General features: G+C 68.9%; 15 protein-coding genes. 14 read left to right on the forward strand and 1 reads right to left on the reverse strand.

Annotated elements, in window-relative coordinates; genetic code table 11:
- The first annotated feature begins 27 nt into the window (after positions 1–27).
- Together R2707_03215 and coaE are read left to right on the forward strand one after the other, a co-directional pair.
- On the forward strand, positions 28–252 hold the full coding sequence (locus tag R2707_03215) for a hypothetical protein (GenBank protein MEZ5244080.1): 225 nt from the start codon (positions 28–30) through the stop codon (positions 250–252).
- Between the two features lie 140 nt (positions 253–392).
- Positions 393–1,019, forward strand: coding sequence for a dephospho-CoA kinase (gene coaE / locus R2707_03220; GenBank protein MEZ5244081.1), 627 nt, complete (start codon positions 393–395; stop codon positions 1,017–1,019).
- Between the two features lie 25 nt (positions 1,020–1,044).
- On the opposite strand, the gene R2707_03225 is transcribed toward coaE, so the two are convergent.
- Complete coding sequence (locus R2707_03225; GenBank protein MEZ5244082.1) at positions 1,045–1,791, reverse strand: hypothetical protein; 747 nt, start codon at positions 1,789–1,791, stop codon at positions 1,045–1,047.
- Positions 1,792–1,829: 38 nt separating this feature from the next.
- Between R2707_03225 and uvrB the strand changes: the two genes are divergently transcribed.
- From uvrB to R2707_03285, 12 genes are all read left to right on the forward strand, one after another.
- Entirely contained in the window at positions 1,830–3,875 is a 2,046-nt protein-coding gene (uvrB, locus tag R2707_03230; protein MEZ5244083.1) for an excinuclease ABC subunit UvrB, read from the forward strand.
- 39 nt (positions 3,876–3,914) lie between these two features.
- A complete protein-coding gene (locus R2707_03235; protein MEZ5244084.1) occupies positions 3,915–5,639 on the forward strand; it encodes a hypothetical protein in 1,725 nt (574 codons plus the stop codon).
- A 41-nt stretch (positions 5,640–5,680) separates the two neighbouring features.
- On the forward strand, positions 5,681–8,515 hold the full coding sequence (gene uvrA / locus R2707_03240; GenBank protein MEZ5244085.1) for an excinuclease ABC subunit UvrA: 2,835 nt from the start codon (positions 5,681–5,683) through the stop codon (positions 8,513–8,515).
- A 142-nt stretch (positions 8,516–8,657) separates the two neighbouring features.
- Positions 8,658–9,998, forward strand: a complete 1,341-nt coding sequence (locus R2707_03245) for a sugar transferase (protein MEZ5244086.1) — start codon at positions 8,658–8,660, stop codon at positions 9,996–9,998.
- The gene (locus R2707_03250; GenBank protein ID MEZ5244087.1) at positions 9,998–11,053 is read left to right on the forward strand and encodes a glycosyltransferase family 2 protein; all 1,056 of its coding nucleotides are present in this window, start codon (positions 9,998–10,000) and stop codon (positions 11,051–11,053) included. Before R2707_03245 ends, R2707_03250 begins: the two co-directional genes overlap by 1 nt.
- The gene (locus R2707_03255) at positions 11,050–12,075 is read left to right on the forward strand and encodes a Gfo/Idh/MocA family oxidoreductase (protein MEZ5244088.1); all 1,026 of its coding nucleotides are present in this window, start codon (positions 11,050–11,052) and stop codon (positions 12,073–12,075) included. Before R2707_03250 ends, R2707_03255 begins: the two co-directional genes overlap by 4 nt.
- An 8-nt stretch (positions 12,076–12,083) precedes the next feature.
- The gene (locus R2707_03260; GenBank protein ID MEZ5244089.1) at positions 12,084–13,181 is read left to right on the forward strand and encodes a DegT/DnrJ/EryC1/StrS family aminotransferase; all 1,098 of its coding nucleotides are present in this window, start codon (positions 12,084–12,086) and stop codon (positions 13,179–13,181) included.
- Complete coding sequence (locus R2707_03265; GenBank protein MEZ5244090.1) at positions 13,178–13,792, forward strand: acyltransferase; 615 nt, start codon at positions 13,178–13,180, stop codon at positions 13,790–13,792. The genes R2707_03260 and R2707_03265 overlap by 4 nt, the downstream gene beginning before the upstream one ends.
- Complete coding sequence (locus R2707_03270) at positions 13,789–15,090, forward strand: oligosaccharide flippase family protein (protein ID MEZ5244091.1); 1,302 nt, start codon at positions 13,789–13,791, stop codon at positions 15,088–15,090. Before R2707_03265 ends, R2707_03270 begins: the two co-directional genes overlap by 4 nt.
- Complete coding sequence (locus R2707_03275; GenBank protein ID MEZ5244092.1) at positions 15,087–16,178, forward strand: hypothetical protein; 1,092 nt, start codon at positions 15,087–15,089, stop codon at positions 16,176–16,178. The genes R2707_03270 and R2707_03275 overlap by 4 nt, the downstream gene beginning before the upstream one ends.
- Positions 16,175–17,188 (forward strand): sulfotransferase, encoded by a 1,014-nt coding sequence (locus R2707_03280; protein MEZ5244093.1) that lies wholly within the window; start codon positions 16,175–16,177, stop codon positions 17,186–17,188. Before R2707_03275 ends, R2707_03280 begins: the two co-directional genes overlap by 4 nt.
- Entirely contained in the window at positions 17,185–17,871 is a 687-nt protein-coding gene (locus R2707_03285; protein ID MEZ5244094.1) for a class I SAM-dependent methyltransferase, read from the forward strand. The genes R2707_03280 and R2707_03285 overlap by 4 nt, the downstream gene beginning before the upstream one ends.
- Positions 17,872–17,874: the final 3 nt, after the last annotated feature.

Here is a 17,874-nt window from a genome sequence, read left to right on the forward strand (position 1 = left end):
GGCCAGACACACTTCGGGAGTCCACCCATGAACCGTCATCACGGAAGTGACGACAAGCTCGACGCATTCCACACCTTCGACACCAGGGGCGCGGCACGCGGTGCCTCGCTCGTCGAATACGTCCTGATGCTCTCCCTCATCCTCCTCGTCGCACTCGCCGGCGTCTCGGCCTTCGGGACGAGCATCGGTGACAGCGTCGACGATTCCGCGAGCCGTGTCGTCACGGCCGGCGGAGGCACGTTCGGCGGCTGAGTCGCCGAGCCGCGTTCACGAGGCGGGGTGCCCTGTGACGCGACAGGGGCAGGATCGCCGACCGGCGGTCCTGCCCCGACGCTCGGGTCCTTACCCGTGCGGGTTCTCCAGAGACGCCGACGCGCGGTACCGTCGCCGCCGTGATCGAGATCGGACTGACAGGTGGCATCGGCAGCGGGAAGTCGACCGTGGCCGACGAGCTCGTCGCCCGCGGTGCGGTGCTGATCGATGCCGACCGCATCGTGCGTGAGCTCCAGGAGCCGGGCGCCCCGGTCTTCGAGGCGATGGTGCAGCGCTGGGGCGACGGGATCGTCGCGGCGGACGGCACCCTCGACAGAGCGGCGGTCGCCGCCATCGCCTTCGGCGACGAAGCCGAACTCACGGCCCTCAACGAGATCGTGCATCCCGCAGTGGGCAAGGAGATGGTCCGTCGACGCGCCGAGGTGGAGGGGACCGACGCGGTCGTCATCCTCGACATTCCGCTGCTGGTGCGGGCCGACGGGGAGTCGATCGCCGATCAGTACGCGAACCTGTCCGGCATCATCGTCGTCGATGTCGACCCGGAACTCGCGGTGAAACGGCTCGTGCAGTACCGGGGGTTCACCGCGAAGGACGCCCGTGCCCGGATCAGGAACCAGGCGAGCCGCGAGGCCCGAAAGGCCGTGGCCGATCGGGTGATCGACAACTCCGGCACCCTCGACGAGCTGCGCCCGCAGATCGACTTCGTGTGGTCCTGGATCAGGACCCTGCCGCATCCGAAATCGTGATCGACGCGTCGAGTGGCTGCGTGCGCTACTCGCAGATGTCGGCGTTGCGATAGCCCACGTAGTCGAACGGCGTGGTGCCGTCGAGCCCCTCGGCCCGATAGTCGGCTCCGTCGGTGATGATGAAGGTGATGCCGAAGATTCCGTCGTAGGTCTCCATGTCGACCCCGAGGACGGCGGCGACTTCCGCGCCGGTCTGGTTCCACGACACGCCGGGATGCAGGACGATGTCGTCCGGGCTCGGGCCGTCGGGGTCGAACGACCCGGCGGCGCCGCGCTGGTAGCGCCAACCGGCGAGCTGCGCGGGCTGCTCCCATCGATCGAAGCGCAACGACAGGTTCCCGAAGGAGATCCGGCGCTCGTGATCATCCGGCCCGCCGTCGAGCGGGCAACCGCCGTTCCAGCCGGTGTCGCTGTCGGGGGCGCCGTAGACAGCGGTCATCGCGTCGAGTACCTGCTCGAAGGGGCTGCCGATCTCGAGGCCGAGGACCTCGCCGCTGTCGGCGTCGGCGACCGGGGGAGGAGGCGCCTCGGTCGTGGTCGTCGGTGCCGCCGTGGTCGATGTGGTGCTCGAGGGCGTGGTCGAGGTCGACGTGCTGGTCGTCGAGGAGGCCACGGTCGTGGTGGAGTCGGCCGCCGAGGTCGTCGTCGATGGGGCACCGGCTTGGGTGTCGGGGTCGTCGTCATCGCCGGTGACGAGCACCAGAAGCACGCCGGCCACGATTCCGGCCAGAACCAGCACCGCTGCGGCCAGGATCTGTTCTCGACGCGTCATGTGCGCAGCCTGTCACACCCCCTCGGTAGGTTGGCGCGATGGCGCCCGTCACCGTTCCTTCGAATCGCACCCCGCTCAAGGTCGTCTCCGGGTTCCAACCCGCCGGCGACCAGCCGCAGGCGATCAAGCTCCTGTCCGAAGGCATCGAGCGGGGCGACCGGTTCCAGACCCTCCTGGGTATCACCGGTTCGGGAAAGAGCGCGACGATCGCGTGGACCATCGAGCAGGTGCAGCGACCGACGCTGGTTCTGGCCCCCAACAAGTCCCTGGCGGCGCAGCTGGCCAACGAGTTGAAGGAGTTCTTCCCCGACAATCGGGTCGAGTACTTCGTGAGCTACTACGACTACTACCAGCCCGAGGCCTACATGGCGGCGAGCGACACCTACATCGAGAAGGATTCGTCGGTCAACGACGAGATCGATCGGTTGCGCCACTCGGCGACCTCGTCGCTGCTGACCCGACGCGACACGATCGTGGTCGCGTCGGTGTCGTGCATCTACGGTCTCGGATCGCCCGAGGAGTACGAGACCCAGCTCCTGGTGCTGCGCACGGGTGAGGAACACGATCAGCGTTCGATTCTGCGCCGGCTGGTCGACCTCCAGTACGAGCGCAACGACATGAACCTCGTCCGGGGAAAGTTCCGCGTTCGGGGCGACACCATCGAGATCCATCCGGCCTACGACGAGACGGCGGTGCGGGTCGAGTTGTTCGGCGACGAGATCGAGCAGATCACGGTGGTCGACCCGCTCACGGGTGAGCGGCTCGAGACCCTCGAAGAACTCGTGCTGTTCCCCGCGACCCACTACGCCACCAGCGAGGAGCGGATGCAGGCGGCCATCGCCCGCATCCAGAGCGAGCTGACCGACCGGCTCCAGCACTTCGAGTCCGAGGGCAAGCTCTTGGAGGCGCAACGGCTGCGGATGCGCACCGAGTACGACCTCGAGATGATGCAGGAGGTCGGCTACTGCAACGGCATCGAGAACTACTCGGGTCCGATCGACGGTCGTGGTCCCGGCGAGCCGCCCTACACGCTGATCGACTACTTCCCCGACGACTTCCTCATGGTGATCGACGAGTCCCATGTCGCGGTGCCGCAGCTCCACGGGCAGTACGAGGGCGACCGTAGTCGCAAGCTCAACCTCATCGAACACGGGTTCCGGCTTCCGTCGGCGGCCGACAACCGGCCGCTGCGCTTCGAGGAGGTCATGGATCGGCTCAACCAGGTCGTGTTCCTGTCGGCCACCCCCGGGGCCTACGAGCTGGAGCGATCGAGCCAGGTCGTGGAGCAGATCGTGCGGCCGACGGGCCTGATCGACCCCGAGGTCATCGTCAAACCGACGAAGGGCCAGATCGACGACATCCAGGAGCTCATCCAGGGCCGGGTCGAGCGCAACGAACGGGTGCTCATCACCACGCTCACGAAGAAGATGGCCGAGGACCTGACCGACTATCTGCTCGAACTCGGGATCAAGGTCCGCTACCTCCACAGCGAGGTCGACACCATCCAGCGCATCGAGATCCTTCGCGACCTGCGCTTGGGCGAGTTCGACGTGCTCGTCGGTATCAATCTCCTCCGCGAGGGGCTCGACCTTCCCGAGGTCTCGCTCGTGGCGATCCTCGACGCCGACAAGGAGGGGTTCCTGCGCAGCGAGACCTCGCTCATCCAGATGATCGGCCGCGCCGCCCGCAACGTCGCCGGCCAGGTCGTGATGTACGCCGATCAGATGACCGACTCGATGCAGCGAGCCATCTCGGAGACGAATCGCCGACGGGGCGTGCAGGAGGCCTACAACGCCGAGCACGGGATCGATCCCACCTCGGTGCGCAAGGAGATCACCGACATCTTGTCGATGATCCGGCCCGCGGCCGATCGTGCCCCCGTGCCCGAGGCGCTCTCCGAACTCGGGGCCAAGCGCCGCGCCACCGAAGACCTCAGCGATCTGCCCGAAGACGAGTTGGAGCGCCTGATTCGCACCCTCGAGGGGGAGATGCGTGATGCCGCGATCGACCTCCGGTTCGAATACGCGGCGCGCCTGCGCGACGAGATCAAGGACCTCCGCCGCGAACTGCGCGAGATGCGCTGACTTCGCTCCACAACCCCCAGCCGTTGCCGATAGTCACGGGTGGGACAGACCATCGATCAGGCGTTCACAGGCGATCCGCTGCTCGGGACCGAAGCGGAGTCGAGCGACGACGTTCACTGGTGGCAGCGGACCCTGCCGTCGATCCTGGCCCTGACGATCGTGCTCTTCCTTCTCGCCCAGCTCACCGATCCGGCCGGATACCTGAGTACCGACGTCGGCGGGAAGACGGCGACCATCGAGGTCATCATCGAAGACGGCCCTCGAGCGCCCGATCTCGGCTACTGGGCCGAGGAGTTCGACGAGGACGGCAGCCTCTATCCCATGTGGTCGACCGGGAAGGTCGGCGACAGCTGGGTCAATGTGACGACGCTGCCGATGCTCTACGTGGCGGTGCCGCTCTGGAAGCTCGGAGGGCCCCGACTCGCAGTTCTGATTCCGGTGCTCGGCACCGTGCTCGCCGCAGCCGGGGCCGCAGCGCTGGCAGCCCGCATCGGTGGCGACCGACGTCAGCGAAGCATGGCGTTCTGGTTGGTCGGATTGGCGTCGCCCGCGACGATCTATGCCCTCGACTTCTGGGAACACAGCCTGGGGCTGGCGCTCATCACTTGGGGCATGGTCCTCGCGCTCGACGCCGGGAGCGACCAGCGCATCCGTTGGTGGGTGCCGCTGGCCGCAGGCCTGGCGTTCTCCGGCGCCGCATCCATGCGTCAGGAAGCCCTGATCTACGGCGTGGTCGCCGGCGTCGTGCTCGTGGGGCGGCTCACTGTCGGCGCAAAGCCGCTCACCGCAGTGCTGCGCGGTGGCGCGATGATCATCGGAACCGGTCTCGGGTTGGCGGCCAACGCCGCCTTCGAGTGGTGGGTGTTCGACACGACGCTGCGGGCCGGGCGTGGGGGCAGCACGGCGGCGGCGGCCGGCACCGATCTGATGGTGCGTCTCGAAGAGGCCGTGGTCACCGGCGTCGCCCCGATGGCGGGCACGAACGGTTCGGCGTTGCTCGTGGCCGGCCTGCTCTTCGCCCTTCTCGTCGCGCTCGGAGTCAAGGCGGACGCACCCGCGACGGAACAACGGATGATCTGGGCGGGCCTCGCTGCGGTCGCCGCGTTGACCGTCCTCGACCTGCTCATCGACGGTCTCCGCTTCGTTCCCGGCATGGCCGCGACCACGCCGCTTGCGGTGTTCGGGCTGGCACGGGGTCTGCGACGGGGGCCGGCACGCGCCGTCACCGCGATGGCGCTGGCTGCGTTGCCGGTGGTCTGGATGACACAGTTCGCCGGTGGGGCCTCCGCCCAATGGGGAGGCCGCTACATCCTGCCGTCGGGTCTGCTGCTCCTGGTGGTCGCGGTGGTCACCTACGACACGGGGCGAGCCCACGAGACCATGCGCAAGGTAGCGGTGGCGGGTCTCGCGATCACCATCGTCGGTCTGGCCTGGGCGATCGTGCGAACCCACGGTGTCGCCGATGCGGGTCGGGTCCTGGCCGACCGCCCCGAGGACGCGCTGCTGTTCCACGACCCGTTCCTGGCTCGCGAGCCGGGACCACTCGGGCTCGACGAGCGGTGGCTCGCGGCGCCCACAGCCGCTCTCGTCGCCGAGGCGGGCGAGGTACTCGCTGCCGCCGGTGTCGAACGGGTCGGCTACGTCGACTACGACATCGGTCGCGAGGTGCCGGACATCCCCGGCTACGTTCCGGTGGGGGAGTCGACGATCGGCCTGGTCAACGACCTCCGGCTGCGGATCGTCACGTTCGAACGGACCTCCTGACGAACACGTGTTCGAACGGTCGGCGCCGATAGAGTGCCGCGGTGGCTGATCGACTCATCATCCAGGGCGCCCGAGAACACAACCTCCGCAATGTCGATCTCGAGTTGCCTCGCGACAAGCTCATCGTGTTCACCGGGTTGTCCGGCAGCGGGAAGTCGTCGCTCGCGTTCGACACGATCTACGCCGAGGGCCAGCGCCGCTATGTCGAGTCGCTGAGTGCCTACGCCCGCCAGTTCCTCGGCCAGATGGACAAGCCCGATGTCGACTTCATCGAAGGTCTGTCGCCGGCGATCTCGATCGACCAGAAGAGCGCGTCGCGCAATCCGCGTTCGACGGTCGGCACCGTCACCGAGGTCTACGACTACCTCCGCCTGCTGTTCGCCCGCATCGGCGTACCGCATGATCCCGAGACGGGTGAGGAACTCGTCCGTCAGACGCCGCAGCAGATCGTCGACAAGATCCTGCAGATGGAGGAGGGCACCCGCTTCCAGGTCCTCGCTCCGGTCGTCCGCGGCCGCAAGGGCACCTACGACACGATGCTGCAGGACCTCGCGAGCCAGGGATTCGCCCGGGCCATCGTCGACGGCGAGCAGGTCGAGCTCGCCGAGGAACTCGAACTCGAACTGGAGCGCTACGAGACCCACGACGTCTCGGTCGTCGTCGACCGGCTCGTGCTGCGCGACGGCATCGAACGCCGCCTGACCGACTCGATCGAGACCGCGCTCACCCTCACCGGCGGTCTCGCCGAGATGCAGATCGTCCACAAGAACGGCCCCGACGAGACGATCGTCTTCAGCCAGCATCTCTCGCGGCCCTCCGACGGCAAGTCGTTCGAGGAGCTGGCTCCCCGCAACTTCTCGTTCAACTCGCCCTATGGCGCGTGCACGCATTGCGACGGCCTCGGCACGGTGTTCGAGGTCGACCCGCAACTCGTGGTCCCCGACCCAGAGCAGACGGTCGAAGGCGGCGCGATCAGCCCCTGGGCCGGCGGTCGCAGTCGCTACTTCTCGCGCCTCGTCGAGTCGGTGTGCGAGGAGTACTCGATCCCGCTCGACGCGCCGTGGGAGAAGCTCACCACCAAGCAGAAAGACCTCCTGCTCTACGGCAAGGGCGCCAAGGGGCGTATCGAGGTGCGCTACAAGAATCGCTACGGACGCACCCGTACCTACCAGGCGAAGTACGAGGGCGTGCTGCCGTACTTGATGCGTCGACACCAGGAAGCCGAGTCCGACGCCGCCCGCGAGGCCATCGAGGGCTACATGCGCCTGGTCCACTGCCATGAGTGCGAAGGGTCCCGGCTCAATCCGCTGTCGATGGCCGTCACGATCGACGGGCACACGATCCACGACCTGTGTTCGATGTCGATCGCCGACGCGGCGAAGACGCTCGGCGAGATGGAACTCGACGACCGTGACGCGATCATCGCCGAGCAGGTCCTCAAGGAGATCAACGCACGACTCGGGTTCCTGCTCGATGTCGGGCTCGACTACCTCAACATGAGCCGCAACGCGGCAACCCTGGCGGGCGGCGAAGCACAGCGCATCCGGCTGGCGTCGCAGGTCGGCTCGGGGCTGGTCGGCGTGCTCTACGTCCTCGACGAACCGTCGATCGGGCTGCATCAGCGCGACAACCAGCGCCTCATCGAGACCCTGTTGCGCATGCGCGACCTCGGCAACACCGTCCTCGTCGTCGAGCACGACGAGGACACCATGAAGGTGGCCGATCACGTGGTCGACATCGGACCGGGGGCAGGGGAGCACGGGGGCGACATCGTCCACTCGGGGACCTACAAGCAGCTCCTGAAGAACCCCAAGTCGATCACCGGCCAGTACCTGTCGGGCAAGCGCCGCATCGAGGTCCCCGGCGTCCGCCGGCTGGGCGACGGCAACACCGTCGTGGTGAAGGGTGCGCGGGAGAACAACCTGAAGAACATCGACGTCGAATTCCCGCTGGGCAAGTTCGTGTGCGTCAGCGGGGTGTCGGGTTCGGGCAAGTCGACGCTGGTCAACGACATCCTCCACCGATCGTTGATGCAACGGATCTACTCGTCGAAGGTCCCGCCGGGCCTGCACACCCGGGTCGAAGGAATCGAACACCTCGACAAGGTGATCGCCATCGACCAGTCGCCGATCGGGCGCACCCCTCGCTCGAATCCGGCCACCTACACCGGCGTGTTCGACCACGTCCGCAAACTGTTCGCCCAGACCCAGGAAGCCAAGGTGCGGGGCTACCTGCCCGGGCGCTTCTCGTTCAACGTGAAGGGCGGTCGCTGCGAGGCCTGCCAGGGCGACGGCACGATCAAGATCGAGATGCACTTCCTGCCCGACGTGTATGTGCCCTGTGAGGTCTGCAAGGGGAAGCGCTACAACCGCGACACCCTCGAGATCGACTTCAAGGGAAAGAACATCGCGGAGGTCCTCCAACTGCCGTGCGCGGACGCGCTCGAGTTCTTCGCGAACCAGCCGGTGATCGCTCGTCACATGCAGACACTGGTCGATGTGGGGCTCGGCTACGTGCGGCTCGGGCAGCCCGCCCCGACCCTGTCGGGGGGCGAGGCGCAGCGGGTGAAGCTCGCCAGCGAGCTCGCGAAGCGGTCGACCGGGCACACCATCTACATCCTCGACGAGCCGACCACCGGCCTGCATTTCGAAGACATCCGCAAGCTCCTGGGGGTGCTCGGCCGCCTCGTCGACCAGGGCAACACCGTGCTCGTGATCGAACACAACCTCGACGTGATCAAGACCGCCGACTGGGTGATCGATCTCGGCCCCGAAGGTGGCTCCGGCGGCGGTCAGGTGATCGTCACGGGCACGCCGGAAGACGTGGCGGCGACGCCCGAGAGTCACACCGGGCGATTCCTGGCCCCACTGCTCTGACCGCCTGACCTGCCGCGACGGGCCCGTTCGGCCCCTGAAACGGCGGCATATGGGCCTTGAGAATCATCCATGGATGCCGATGGGACTCCATGGAACGATGCCATACGGCCCGTGGGTCGTCGGAGCGCGGTGAGGCCGGCGTGTGCTGACCCGCCGTTTCGCGTTCCTCCTGTGCTACGCGGGCATCGCCGGGGTCGTCCTGGGCCTGTCCAAGGCCCACGCGACCTGGATCGCCGATCCGGCCTACGACTTCACCCGTACCCTCCGCCTGCCCTGGGCCCTGGTGTTCGTCGCCTACCTGTCGGCCGCCGCCTACTCGGTCGGACTGCCCGACGTGCCCCGCCGCGGTCGGCAGATCGTCGCGGCCGCGATCGCCGCCGTGACCGCTGCCGTCGGGGCCGTCTCGGCCTCACAGTTGATCGTGGGCAGCGCGCTCACGCCCCGGTTCGTGATCGTCGGCAGCGCGGTGGCGCTGGTGCCGTGGTTCGCGATGAGCGCCCTCCTCGCCAGCCGCGGCCATCAGCGGGCCCGGCGACTGGACCGGGCGCTCGTCATCGGGGCCCAGGAGGACAGCACCTCGCTGGTCCACGAGTTGGGCGAGTCGAGCGAACGGCCGGGTCGCGTGGTGGCCGTCCTGCACCCCGACGACGCGATCCCGACGAAGGAGAACCGGTTCCCGGTGCGCAGCCTCGTCGAGGCCCACGAGGCCACCGTGGTGGTGCTCGACCGCGATGCCCAGGCGAGCCAGGTGATCGTCGACCAGGTCGCGCTCCTGCACGAGCAGGGCATCCGCGTGCGGACGCTGTCGCTGTTCTACGAGCAGTGGCTCGGAAAGCTGCCGATCGGTGAGCTCGAACGGGTGTCGCTCATGTTCGACATCGGCGAGATCCACCGGCTGCGCTACGGCCGCCTGAAGCGCCTCGTCGACCTGTGCGTCGCCCTCGCGTTCCTGCCCCTGCTCGGCCTCGCGATCCCACTGGTCGTCGTCGGAAACCTGATCGGCAACCGGGGTCCGCTCTTCTACCATCAGGACCGGGTCGGCAAGGGCGGCAAGGTCTTTCGGATCCGCAAGTTCCGGACCATGCGGGCCTCCGTCGAACCGGCGGCACCGACGCCGTGGACCGACGTCGACGACGACCGGGTGACCCGGTTCGGTGCGGTGCTGCGGGCGACCCACCTGGACGAACTGCCCCAGCTGGTGAACATCATCCGGGGCGACCTCTCGCTCGTCGGCCCTCGGCCCGAGCAGCCGCACTATGTCGAGCAGCTGCGGGCCAAGCTGCCGTACTACGACCTCCGCCACCTGGTGCAGCCTGGGCTCACCGGCTGGGCCCAGGTCAAGTTCCGCTACGCCCGCTCCGAGGCCGACGCGCTGGAGAAGCTCCAGTACGAGTTCTACTACCTGAGGCGACAGGCGCTGGCCGTCGACCTCCGGATCCTCGTGCGCACGTTGCGCACGATCGTCCCCATGGGAGGCCACTGATGGCTGTCACCGACCAGGCCGTCGCACCGACCGCTCCGCGTTCGGCCGAGAACCGGGGGGACCGTCCGGCCGAACCCGTCGTCACGGTCGCGCTGCCGATGCTGAACGAGGCGAAGTACATCGTCGCCTGTCTCGACAGCTTCGCCGCCCAGGACTATCCGCTGCACCTCCTCGACGTGATGGTGATCGACGGCGGTTCCGAGGACGGCTGTCGCCTCGTGGTCGAGGCCTACGCCGATCGACATCCCTGGGTCCGTATCGTCGACAACCCGATCGGGACGGCCTCGGCCGCCTTCAACGTCGGCATGCGCGAAGCCAACGGGGAGGTCGTCTGCCTCTTCTCCTCGCACGGCGTCGCCGACCCGGACTACGTGTCTCGCAGTGTTGCCGCCCTGCACCGCTCCGGCGCGGCCGGGGTGGGCGGTTCGTACCGCCATGAAGGCCTCGACGCCGTCTCGAACGCGATCGGCGCGGCGATGGTCTCGCGGGTCGGGATGGCCTCGCCGCACCGGTTCGCCGACACGCCCCGAGATGTCGACACGATCTCCCATCCCGCCTACTGGCGCGACGCAATGCTCGACGTCGGCGGGTTCGACCAGGGCCTGATGCGCAACTCCGACTACGAGTTCAACTTCCGGATGCGCGAGGCGGGCCACCGACTGCACTTCGACCCCGCCATCGGGTCGGTCTATCGGCCCCGCCCGAACCTCAACAGCCTCTTTCGGCAGTTCTGGTACTACGGCAAGTGGAAGGCCAGGGTGGCCGAACGCCACCCGGCGTCGCTGCGCCCACGCCATCTGGTCGCTCCGGCCGCCGCCGCCGGAGCGCTCATGACCCCACTGTTGCTCGCCAACCGCCGGACACGGGGAATCGTCGGACTCGCGTGGGCTGCGTATACCGCGGTGATTGCCTTTGGAGTCGCCTCCGTCGACCGAAAGGAACGGGAGGTGTCCGTTCCGGCTCTCGCCGCTGCGTTCCCCGTCATGCACATGGCGTGGGGGGCCGGCTTCATCAAGTCCGTCGTCGAACGGATCCTGGGAGGGAAGCAGCAATGACCATCGGCGTCATCGTCGTCGGCTACGGGTACTGGGGAGTCAACCTCACCCGCAATGTCGCCGTCGCCTCCACCACGGAACTCATCGGGGTCGTCGATCCCGGCGCCGATCGGCGCCGACTCGCCCACGAGAACCACGCGGGCATCAGCACCTGGGAGACGATCGACGACGCCCTCGACGACGATCGCGTGCACGCGGTGGTCATCGCCACGCCGGCGAGCACCCATGTCGACCTGGCCCTCGCCGCGATGGCCCGCGGTCGCGACGTCCTCGTCGAGAAGCCCCTGGCCGAGACGAGTGCAGATGCCGAGAAGCTGCGCGACGTCGCCGCCGACAACGGCCTCGTGCTCATGGTGGGGCACACGTTCCTGTACTCGCCGCCGGTGCTGCGGCTCAAGGAGCTCGTCGATCGAGGCGACCTCGGCGCCCTGCAGTACCTGTACTCGCAGCGCCTGAGCCTCGGCCGGATCCGGCGCGACTGCAACGCCCTGTGGAACTTCGCTCCCCACGACGTGTCGATCATGCTCCACCTGCTCGAGGAGCCGGTCGTGGAGGTCACGGCGAAGGGATTCTCCTTCATCGAGGCGGGCATCGACGACATCTGCTTCGCCAGCCTGACCTTCGAGAGCGGCATCGGGGCCAACCTCCACGTCAGCTGGATCGATCCCCGCAAGACGCGGCTCATGACGGTCGTGGGCGACGAGAAGATGGCGATCTACAACGACGTGTCGGTGGACCAACCCCTGTGGCTCGTCGACTCGGGCGTGGCCAAGGACCGCGATCTCGGCGAGTACGAGAGCATGAGCGACTTCCAGTGGCGGACCCGCTCGGGTGACATCGTCATTCCCCGGATCGAGATGTCGGAACCGCTGAGGAACGAGATCACCGCGTTCGGCGACGCCTGCTTGACCCGCGACACCCCACTCACCGACGGCGCGCACGGCCTGGAGGTCGTGCGTGTGTTGGAGACGATCGATCGCTCGGCTCAGGCCAACGGCCGACCCATGGAGGTACAGCGATGAACGCCGCGATGCGTACTGCCGAACTGACGGGAGCGGTGCCGTTCCAGGACCTCGGCCGTCTGCACGAATCGATCGGCGACGAGCTCGACGAGGCGATCCGGGGGGTCATCCGCAGCTCCGGCTTCGTGGGCGCCGCCGCAGCCCGCTCGTTCGAGGAAGCCTTCGCCGCCGCGCACCACGTCGACCACGCGATCGGCGTGGGTTCGGGCACCGACGCGCTCGCCCTCGCCCTGAGGGGACTGGGAGTTGGCCCGGGCGACGAGGTGATCGTGCCCTCGATGACGTTCGTCGCTACCGCCGAAGCCGTCGTGCACGTCGGAGCCACGCCGGTGATCGTCGACGTCGACCCCACGACGCTGCTGATCGATCCGATCTCCGTCGCCGCGGCGACGACCGAGCGCACCGTTGCCGTCGTGCCGGTGCACCTCTACGGCCACGTCGTCCCGTTCGACGTGATCCGCGGCTGGCAGGCCCAGGGCCTCAGGGTCGTCGAGGACGCGGCGCAGGCCCACCTCGCCACCTGGCGGGGCCAGGGTGTCGGAACGGTCGGTGATGCCGCCTGCTTCAGCTTCTACCCGGGCAAGAACCTCGGCGCCTTCGGCGACGGTGGAGCGGTCGTCACCAACGACCGGGTCCTCGCGGCGCGTATCGCGAAGCTGCGCGACCACGGGCGCGAATCCAAGTACCTGCACGACGAGATCGGCTGGTGCTCTCGCCTGGACGGTCTCCAGGCTGCGGTGCTCGAGGTCAAGTTGCGCCACCTGGCGGACTGGACCGAGAACCGTCGGGTGCTGGCCGAGCGCTACCTCGAGCGCCTGGGAGACCGCTTGGTCCCGTGGGATCCCGGCGCCGTGCATCATCTCCTCGTGGCCCGGCCGGGGGCCGAGCGCCGCGACGCCCTGCAGACCGCTCTGGCCGAGCGCGGGGTCGGTGTCGGCGTGCACTACCCGGTCGCGCTCAGCCGTCAACCCTCGGTGGCCGGGTACGCGATGCCGTCGCCGTGCGCCGAGGCAGCGGCCGCCGACGTGCTCTCGCTGCCGATGGATCCGCTGATGAAGCTGTCAGAGGTCGAACTCGTGTGCGACCTGGTCGATGCCCTGTGGTGACCGCCCTCGGACTCCAACGCGGTCAGGCCCCGACCGGAGGCGACAGCCGCGCCTTCGTGCACGAATCCTCGTACGTCGACGATGGTGCCCTGATCGGCGACGGCACCCGCATCTGGCACTTCTCCCACGTCCTGCGAGACGCTCGGATCGGACACGACTGCAACATCGGGCAGAACGTGATGATCGGCGCCGGCGTCGTCGTCGGTGATCGCTGCAAGATCCAGAACAACGTGAGCGTCTACGAGAACGTCACGCTGGAGGACGGGGTGTTCTGCGGGCCGAGCTGCGTGTTCACCAACGTCATCAATCCCCGGGCCGAGATCGAGCGCAAGGACGAGCTCCGCCCGACCCGGGTCGGGCGCGGCGCCTCGATCGGTGCCAACGCGACGATCGTGTGCGGCAACGACATCGGCGACTACGCGTTCATCGCCGCCGGGGCCGTCGTCACCGAACCGGTAGCGGCCCATGCGCTGATCGTCGGTGTCCCCGGGCGCCGGGTCGGTTGGGTCAGTCGCGCCGGTCACCGGCTCGACGAGTCGTTCGTCTGTCCGGTCACCGGGGAGCGCTACGAGCTCACCGACGGCGGGTTGGTCCCGAGAGTCGCCAGGTGAACCTCCGCACCCTCCTCGACCGCCTCCCCGTCGGCACGCTGGTACGACGGGCGGCCACACTCGGCAGCGGCGCCGCGATCGGCCAGATCGCCGTGGTCGGCGCCACGCCGCTGCTCGCCCGGATGTACGAGAAGTCGGACTTCGGCGTGCTCTCGGTGGTCCTCGCCGTGACCGGTGTCGCCATCGTCGTGTCATCGCTGCGCTACGAGCAGGCGATCGTGGTTGCCGAATCCGACGAGGAGGCCAGCGCGGTCGCACAGACCTCAGCCGCCCTGGTCGTCGTCGTCGTGACGCTCACCTCGGTGCTCGCACTGGCGGGCGGTCACGCCCTCGCGAGCTTCACCAACAGCGAGGACCTGCAGCACGTCCTGTGGCTCGTGCCACCCACCATTGCCGCCGGCGGGATCAACCAGATCCTCGTCTCGTGGGCCACGCGGCGGGGCGACTTCGAAGCCCTGTCCCGCAGCAAGGCCGCCCAGGGCATCGGCATGGCGGCGACCCAACTCCTGTCAGGGTGGCTCTTCAACGGCCCGATCGGCCTCGTGGCCGGCATCACGGTCGGCTGGATCGTCGGCACGATCATGCTGCTCCCCTCGGCCGGCGACCTGCACCTGACCAGCCTCCGCCTGAGCTGGGCGGCCGCCGTGCGCTACCGGCGGTTCCCCCAGCTGGGCCTGCTCGCCTCGCTGCTCAATCGGGGCGCCCTCGAGATCCCTGCGGTGGCGCTCGCCGCGCTCCACGGACCCGAGGTCGCCGGGGCATTCCTCATCGCCAACCGTGTGGTCGCGACACCGACCCGGCTCGTCACTGAAGCCGCATATCAGGTCTACGTCAACGAGGCGTCGCGGCTGCAGCGGGAGACCCCCGGCGAACTCGGGGTGCTCTTCAACCGTTCGTTGCGGCGGCTCGCGCTGCTGTCCATCCCGCCGGCCCTGCTGCTGTCGACCATCGGCCCCTGGTCGTTCGGCCTGGTCTTCGGCGGCGATTGGAGCGATGCCGGTGACTATGTACGTCTCCTGTCGCTCGTGCTCGTCGCGATGCTCGTCACACAGCCGGTCGCGGCGACGCTGTGGATCCTGGACCGGCAGGACCTCCAACTGGTCCGCGAGATCGCCAGAGTGGTGCTCGTCGCCCTCGCTTTCGTCATCGCCGGTTGGTTCGATCTCACCCCGACGGCGGCGGTCTTCGCCTACGTGATCGCCATGAGCGCCGGCTACGGCCTGCTCCTGGCCATGTGTCGCACCGTCGTGCACGGAGTCGATTCGGCACCGGCCCGACCCGAACTGGCCGTCGCATGACCAGGGTCGCCGTCGTCGGGAGCAGCCCGCAGTTGCTGGTTTCGGCCATTCGGCGGGCCCGCGCCGGCGCGTCGGTCGTGGTCTTCGAGGGTCGTGACCGGCCCGGCGGCGCCTGGACCGTCACCGACTTCGCCGGCTACGAGCGGGTCGAGGTGGCCTGCCACCTCCTCGAACGTGACGCCGACGGCTATCGCGTGCTGCGCGAGTTGGGTGTGTCGCTCGCCCCGATGGACCCGCAACCGCGCACCGTGTTGCGGCCCGGCCTCAGCCGCCCCTACACCTCGCCGGTCACGGCGACGGCACAGCTGGCGTTCTACCCGGTGGCCCGAACCCTGCACCGCACCGAACTGACGCCGGGAGCGTGGCGGCGTCGTCGCCGTCTTGCCATGAGGGAACTCGTGGACGCGGTGACCGACCGCAGCCCGGTGCTCGGGCTCGTGGGCGGCGCCGGCGATCTCGTGGACCGTCTGGTGGCCACCGCCGAGGCGACGGACGTGGAGTTCCGCCTGCTGACCAAGGTCGACCGCGTGGCGGTCGACAGGGGAGAGACCGTCGTGGAAGCGGACGGCGCACTGGAGGTCTTCGACGAGGTGATCCTGTCGGCGGCGTTCGACCCCGGGGCGCTCGTGGTCGACGGCCATCCGACCACCGGCCCCGTGCGGCGCCGGTCCTACGCCCACCGGCTCCTGGCCATGCCGGCGGCGTCGATCACCCCGCACTCGTACCTGCGGTTTCCCCGCGATCCGGTCTTGCAGCGCTGCAGCGACGTCACCCACGCAGCGGTCGCCGCCGCACCCGAGGCCGATGCCGCCCTCCTGCTGGTGAGCGTGCGCTGCGACGACGACGGCACGCCGCTGCACGACACCGACGAGACCCTCGCCCGACTCCGGCGCCACGGCGTGATCGGGGCCGGCGAACCCTCGGCTCAGCGCCTGTTCCGCTATCAGGGCCGAGACGGCGCGGCGACACTCCGTGCCGCGGCCGGTCCCGCGTCCCCGGTGGTGGTGCTCGATTCGTTCGGCGACCTCACGCGGGCGTTGGCCGCCACGCCGGCCGGCGCGGTCGCACCGACCGGGGCCCACGCGTGAACGAGCCCTTCCTCTTCGTCGTCGGGTCGGGCCGCAGCGGGACCACCCTGCTGCGGGCCATGCTCGACGCGCATCCTGATCTCACCATCCCGGGGGAGAGCTACTTCATCGAGCAGATGGCGCGCCGTCGCGACGGCTTCCGGGTCGAAGGGCGATTCGACCGGGAGGCATTCGAGGCCGAGCTGTTCGCCGACCTTCGCTTCCAGGCCTGGAACCTGGCCCCCGACGCCGTGCGGGCCGAGCTCGACCGGCAGCCACCGGCCGACCTGGCCGACGCCATCCGAGGCACGTACCGGGCCGCGGCCCGGCGCATGGGGACGACGCGCTGGGGCGACAAGACCCCCAGCTACGCACTCTGCGTGCCGACCATCGCGGCGCTCCTGCCCGAGTCGGTCTTCGTGCACCTGGTGCGCGACCCGCGGGATGTTGCTGCGTCGTACGCGCGCGCCGGCTGGGGTCCGCGGTCGATGACCGCAGCCGGTCACGCATGGCGCAGTCGGGTGGCCGCGGCGACGGCGGCCGGCCGCGCGCTCGGCCCGAGCCGCTACCTGGAGGTGCGCTACGAGGACCTCGTGGCCGAACCCCGGACTCAACTCGAGGCGATCTGTCGTCTCGTCGAACTCGCCTTCGACCCCCGGATGCTCGACTATCGCGATGGGCCGGTCGTGCGCCGATCGCTGGGCATGGAGGCCGGGGCCCACACCGCGTTGATCGCGCCGCCCACGGTCGGGCTGCGGGACTGGCGGACGGATCTCACCGACGCCGAGGCGGCCCGCGTCGGCGCCATCACCGACCGCACCGCGACCGGGTTCGGCTACCCGCCGAGCCCCGCCGTGCGAGGGATGAACCGGTGGCGCTCCGGGGTCGAGCGGGCCGCCGGCACCGTCGAACGGGCGAGCCTGGCGTTTCGGCGGACCCGTCTCGCGAACCGTCTCCGCGGACCATGGCGCCGCCTGCGTGGCCGAGCGACCCTTGAACAGTTGGGCATCCCGGCCGAAGGAGTCACATGACAACGACCGAGACCGCCCCGAGCCGCTGGGCCGACTTCTGGGCCGCCCAGTCGAGCGCCCTGAACTCGGACCTCGCGACGACCCGCGCCGATCGGTACGGCGGGGAGCTGCGGCTCCTGTTCGGCGACGCGCCCGCGCGGCGGGTCCTGGAACTCGGCTGCGGGGACGGTGCGCTCTTCGATTCGCTCGGGTTCGGCCAGGCCGAGCGGTATCTCGGGGTCGACTTCTCGGCTCGGATGCTCGCCGAGATGCGTGATCGTCACCCCGACGTCGACGTGCGTGAGGCGGCCGGCCACACGTTCGAGACCGACGAGCAATTCGACCTGGTCTTCTCGGCCGCGACCGTGCAGTACTTCGACCGTGAGATGCTCGCCGCGCACCTCGAGCGAGCGGCGCGGATGCTTGCGCCGGGCGGACGGATCGTGTGCGCGTCGACACCGTGGCGCCGGATGCGCTGGGCGTACGCCCGCGGGGACGTGGCGCGGCGGGCCCGACGGCCGTTGGTACTCGCCCTCGCCGCCCACCTCAAGCGACTCGCCCGCGACAACATGGGCTACTGGCACGACATCCCCGAGGTCCGCGAGATGGCCGCGGCCCTCGGTCTCGATGTGGAGTTCTACGGGTCGCTTCACTACCCGTACCGGTTCCACTTCGTGCTGCAGCGTCCGTCGACGCCGGCCTGATCC

It is taken from the genome of Acidimicrobiales bacterium (assembly GCA_041394245.1).
GTDB lineage: Bacteria > Actinomycetota > Acidimicrobiia > Acidimicrobiales > Aldehydirespiratoraceae > JAJRXC01.

Excerpts from the sequence above, each read along its gene's own strand:
- R2707_03260 (MEZ5244089.1), top strand. The coding sequence starts at position 12,084 with ATGCGTACTGCCGAACTGACGGGAGCGGTGCCGTTCCAGGACCTCGGC.
- R2707_03275 (MEZ5244092.1), top strand. The coding sequence starts at position 15,087 with ATGACCAGGGTCGCCGTCGTCGGGAGCAGCCCGCAGTTGCTGGTTTCG.
- R2707_03225 (MEZ5244082.1), bottom strand. The coding sequence starts at position 1,791 with ATGACGCGTCGAGAACAGATCCTGGCCGCAGCGGTGCTGGTTCTGGCC.
- uvrB (MEZ5244083.1), top strand. The coding sequence starts at position 1,830 with ATGGCGCCCGTCACCGTTCCTTCGAATCGCACCCCGCTCAAGGTCGTC.
- R2707_03250 (MEZ5244087.1), top strand. The coding sequence starts at position 9,998 with ATGGCTGTCACCGACCAGGCCGTCGCACCGACCGCTCCGCGTTCGGCC.
- R2707_03215 (MEZ5244080.1), top strand. The coding sequence starts at position 28 with ATGAACCGTCATCACGGAAGTGACGACAAGCTCGACGCATTCCACACC.
- R2707_03255 (MEZ5244088.1), top strand. The coding sequence starts at position 11,050 with ATGACCATCGGCGTCATCGTCGTCGGCTACGGGTACTGGGGAGTCAAC.
- R2707_03285 (MEZ5244094.1), top strand. The coding sequence starts at position 17,185 with ATGACAACGACCGAGACCGCCCCGAGCCGCTGGGCCGACTTCTGGGCC.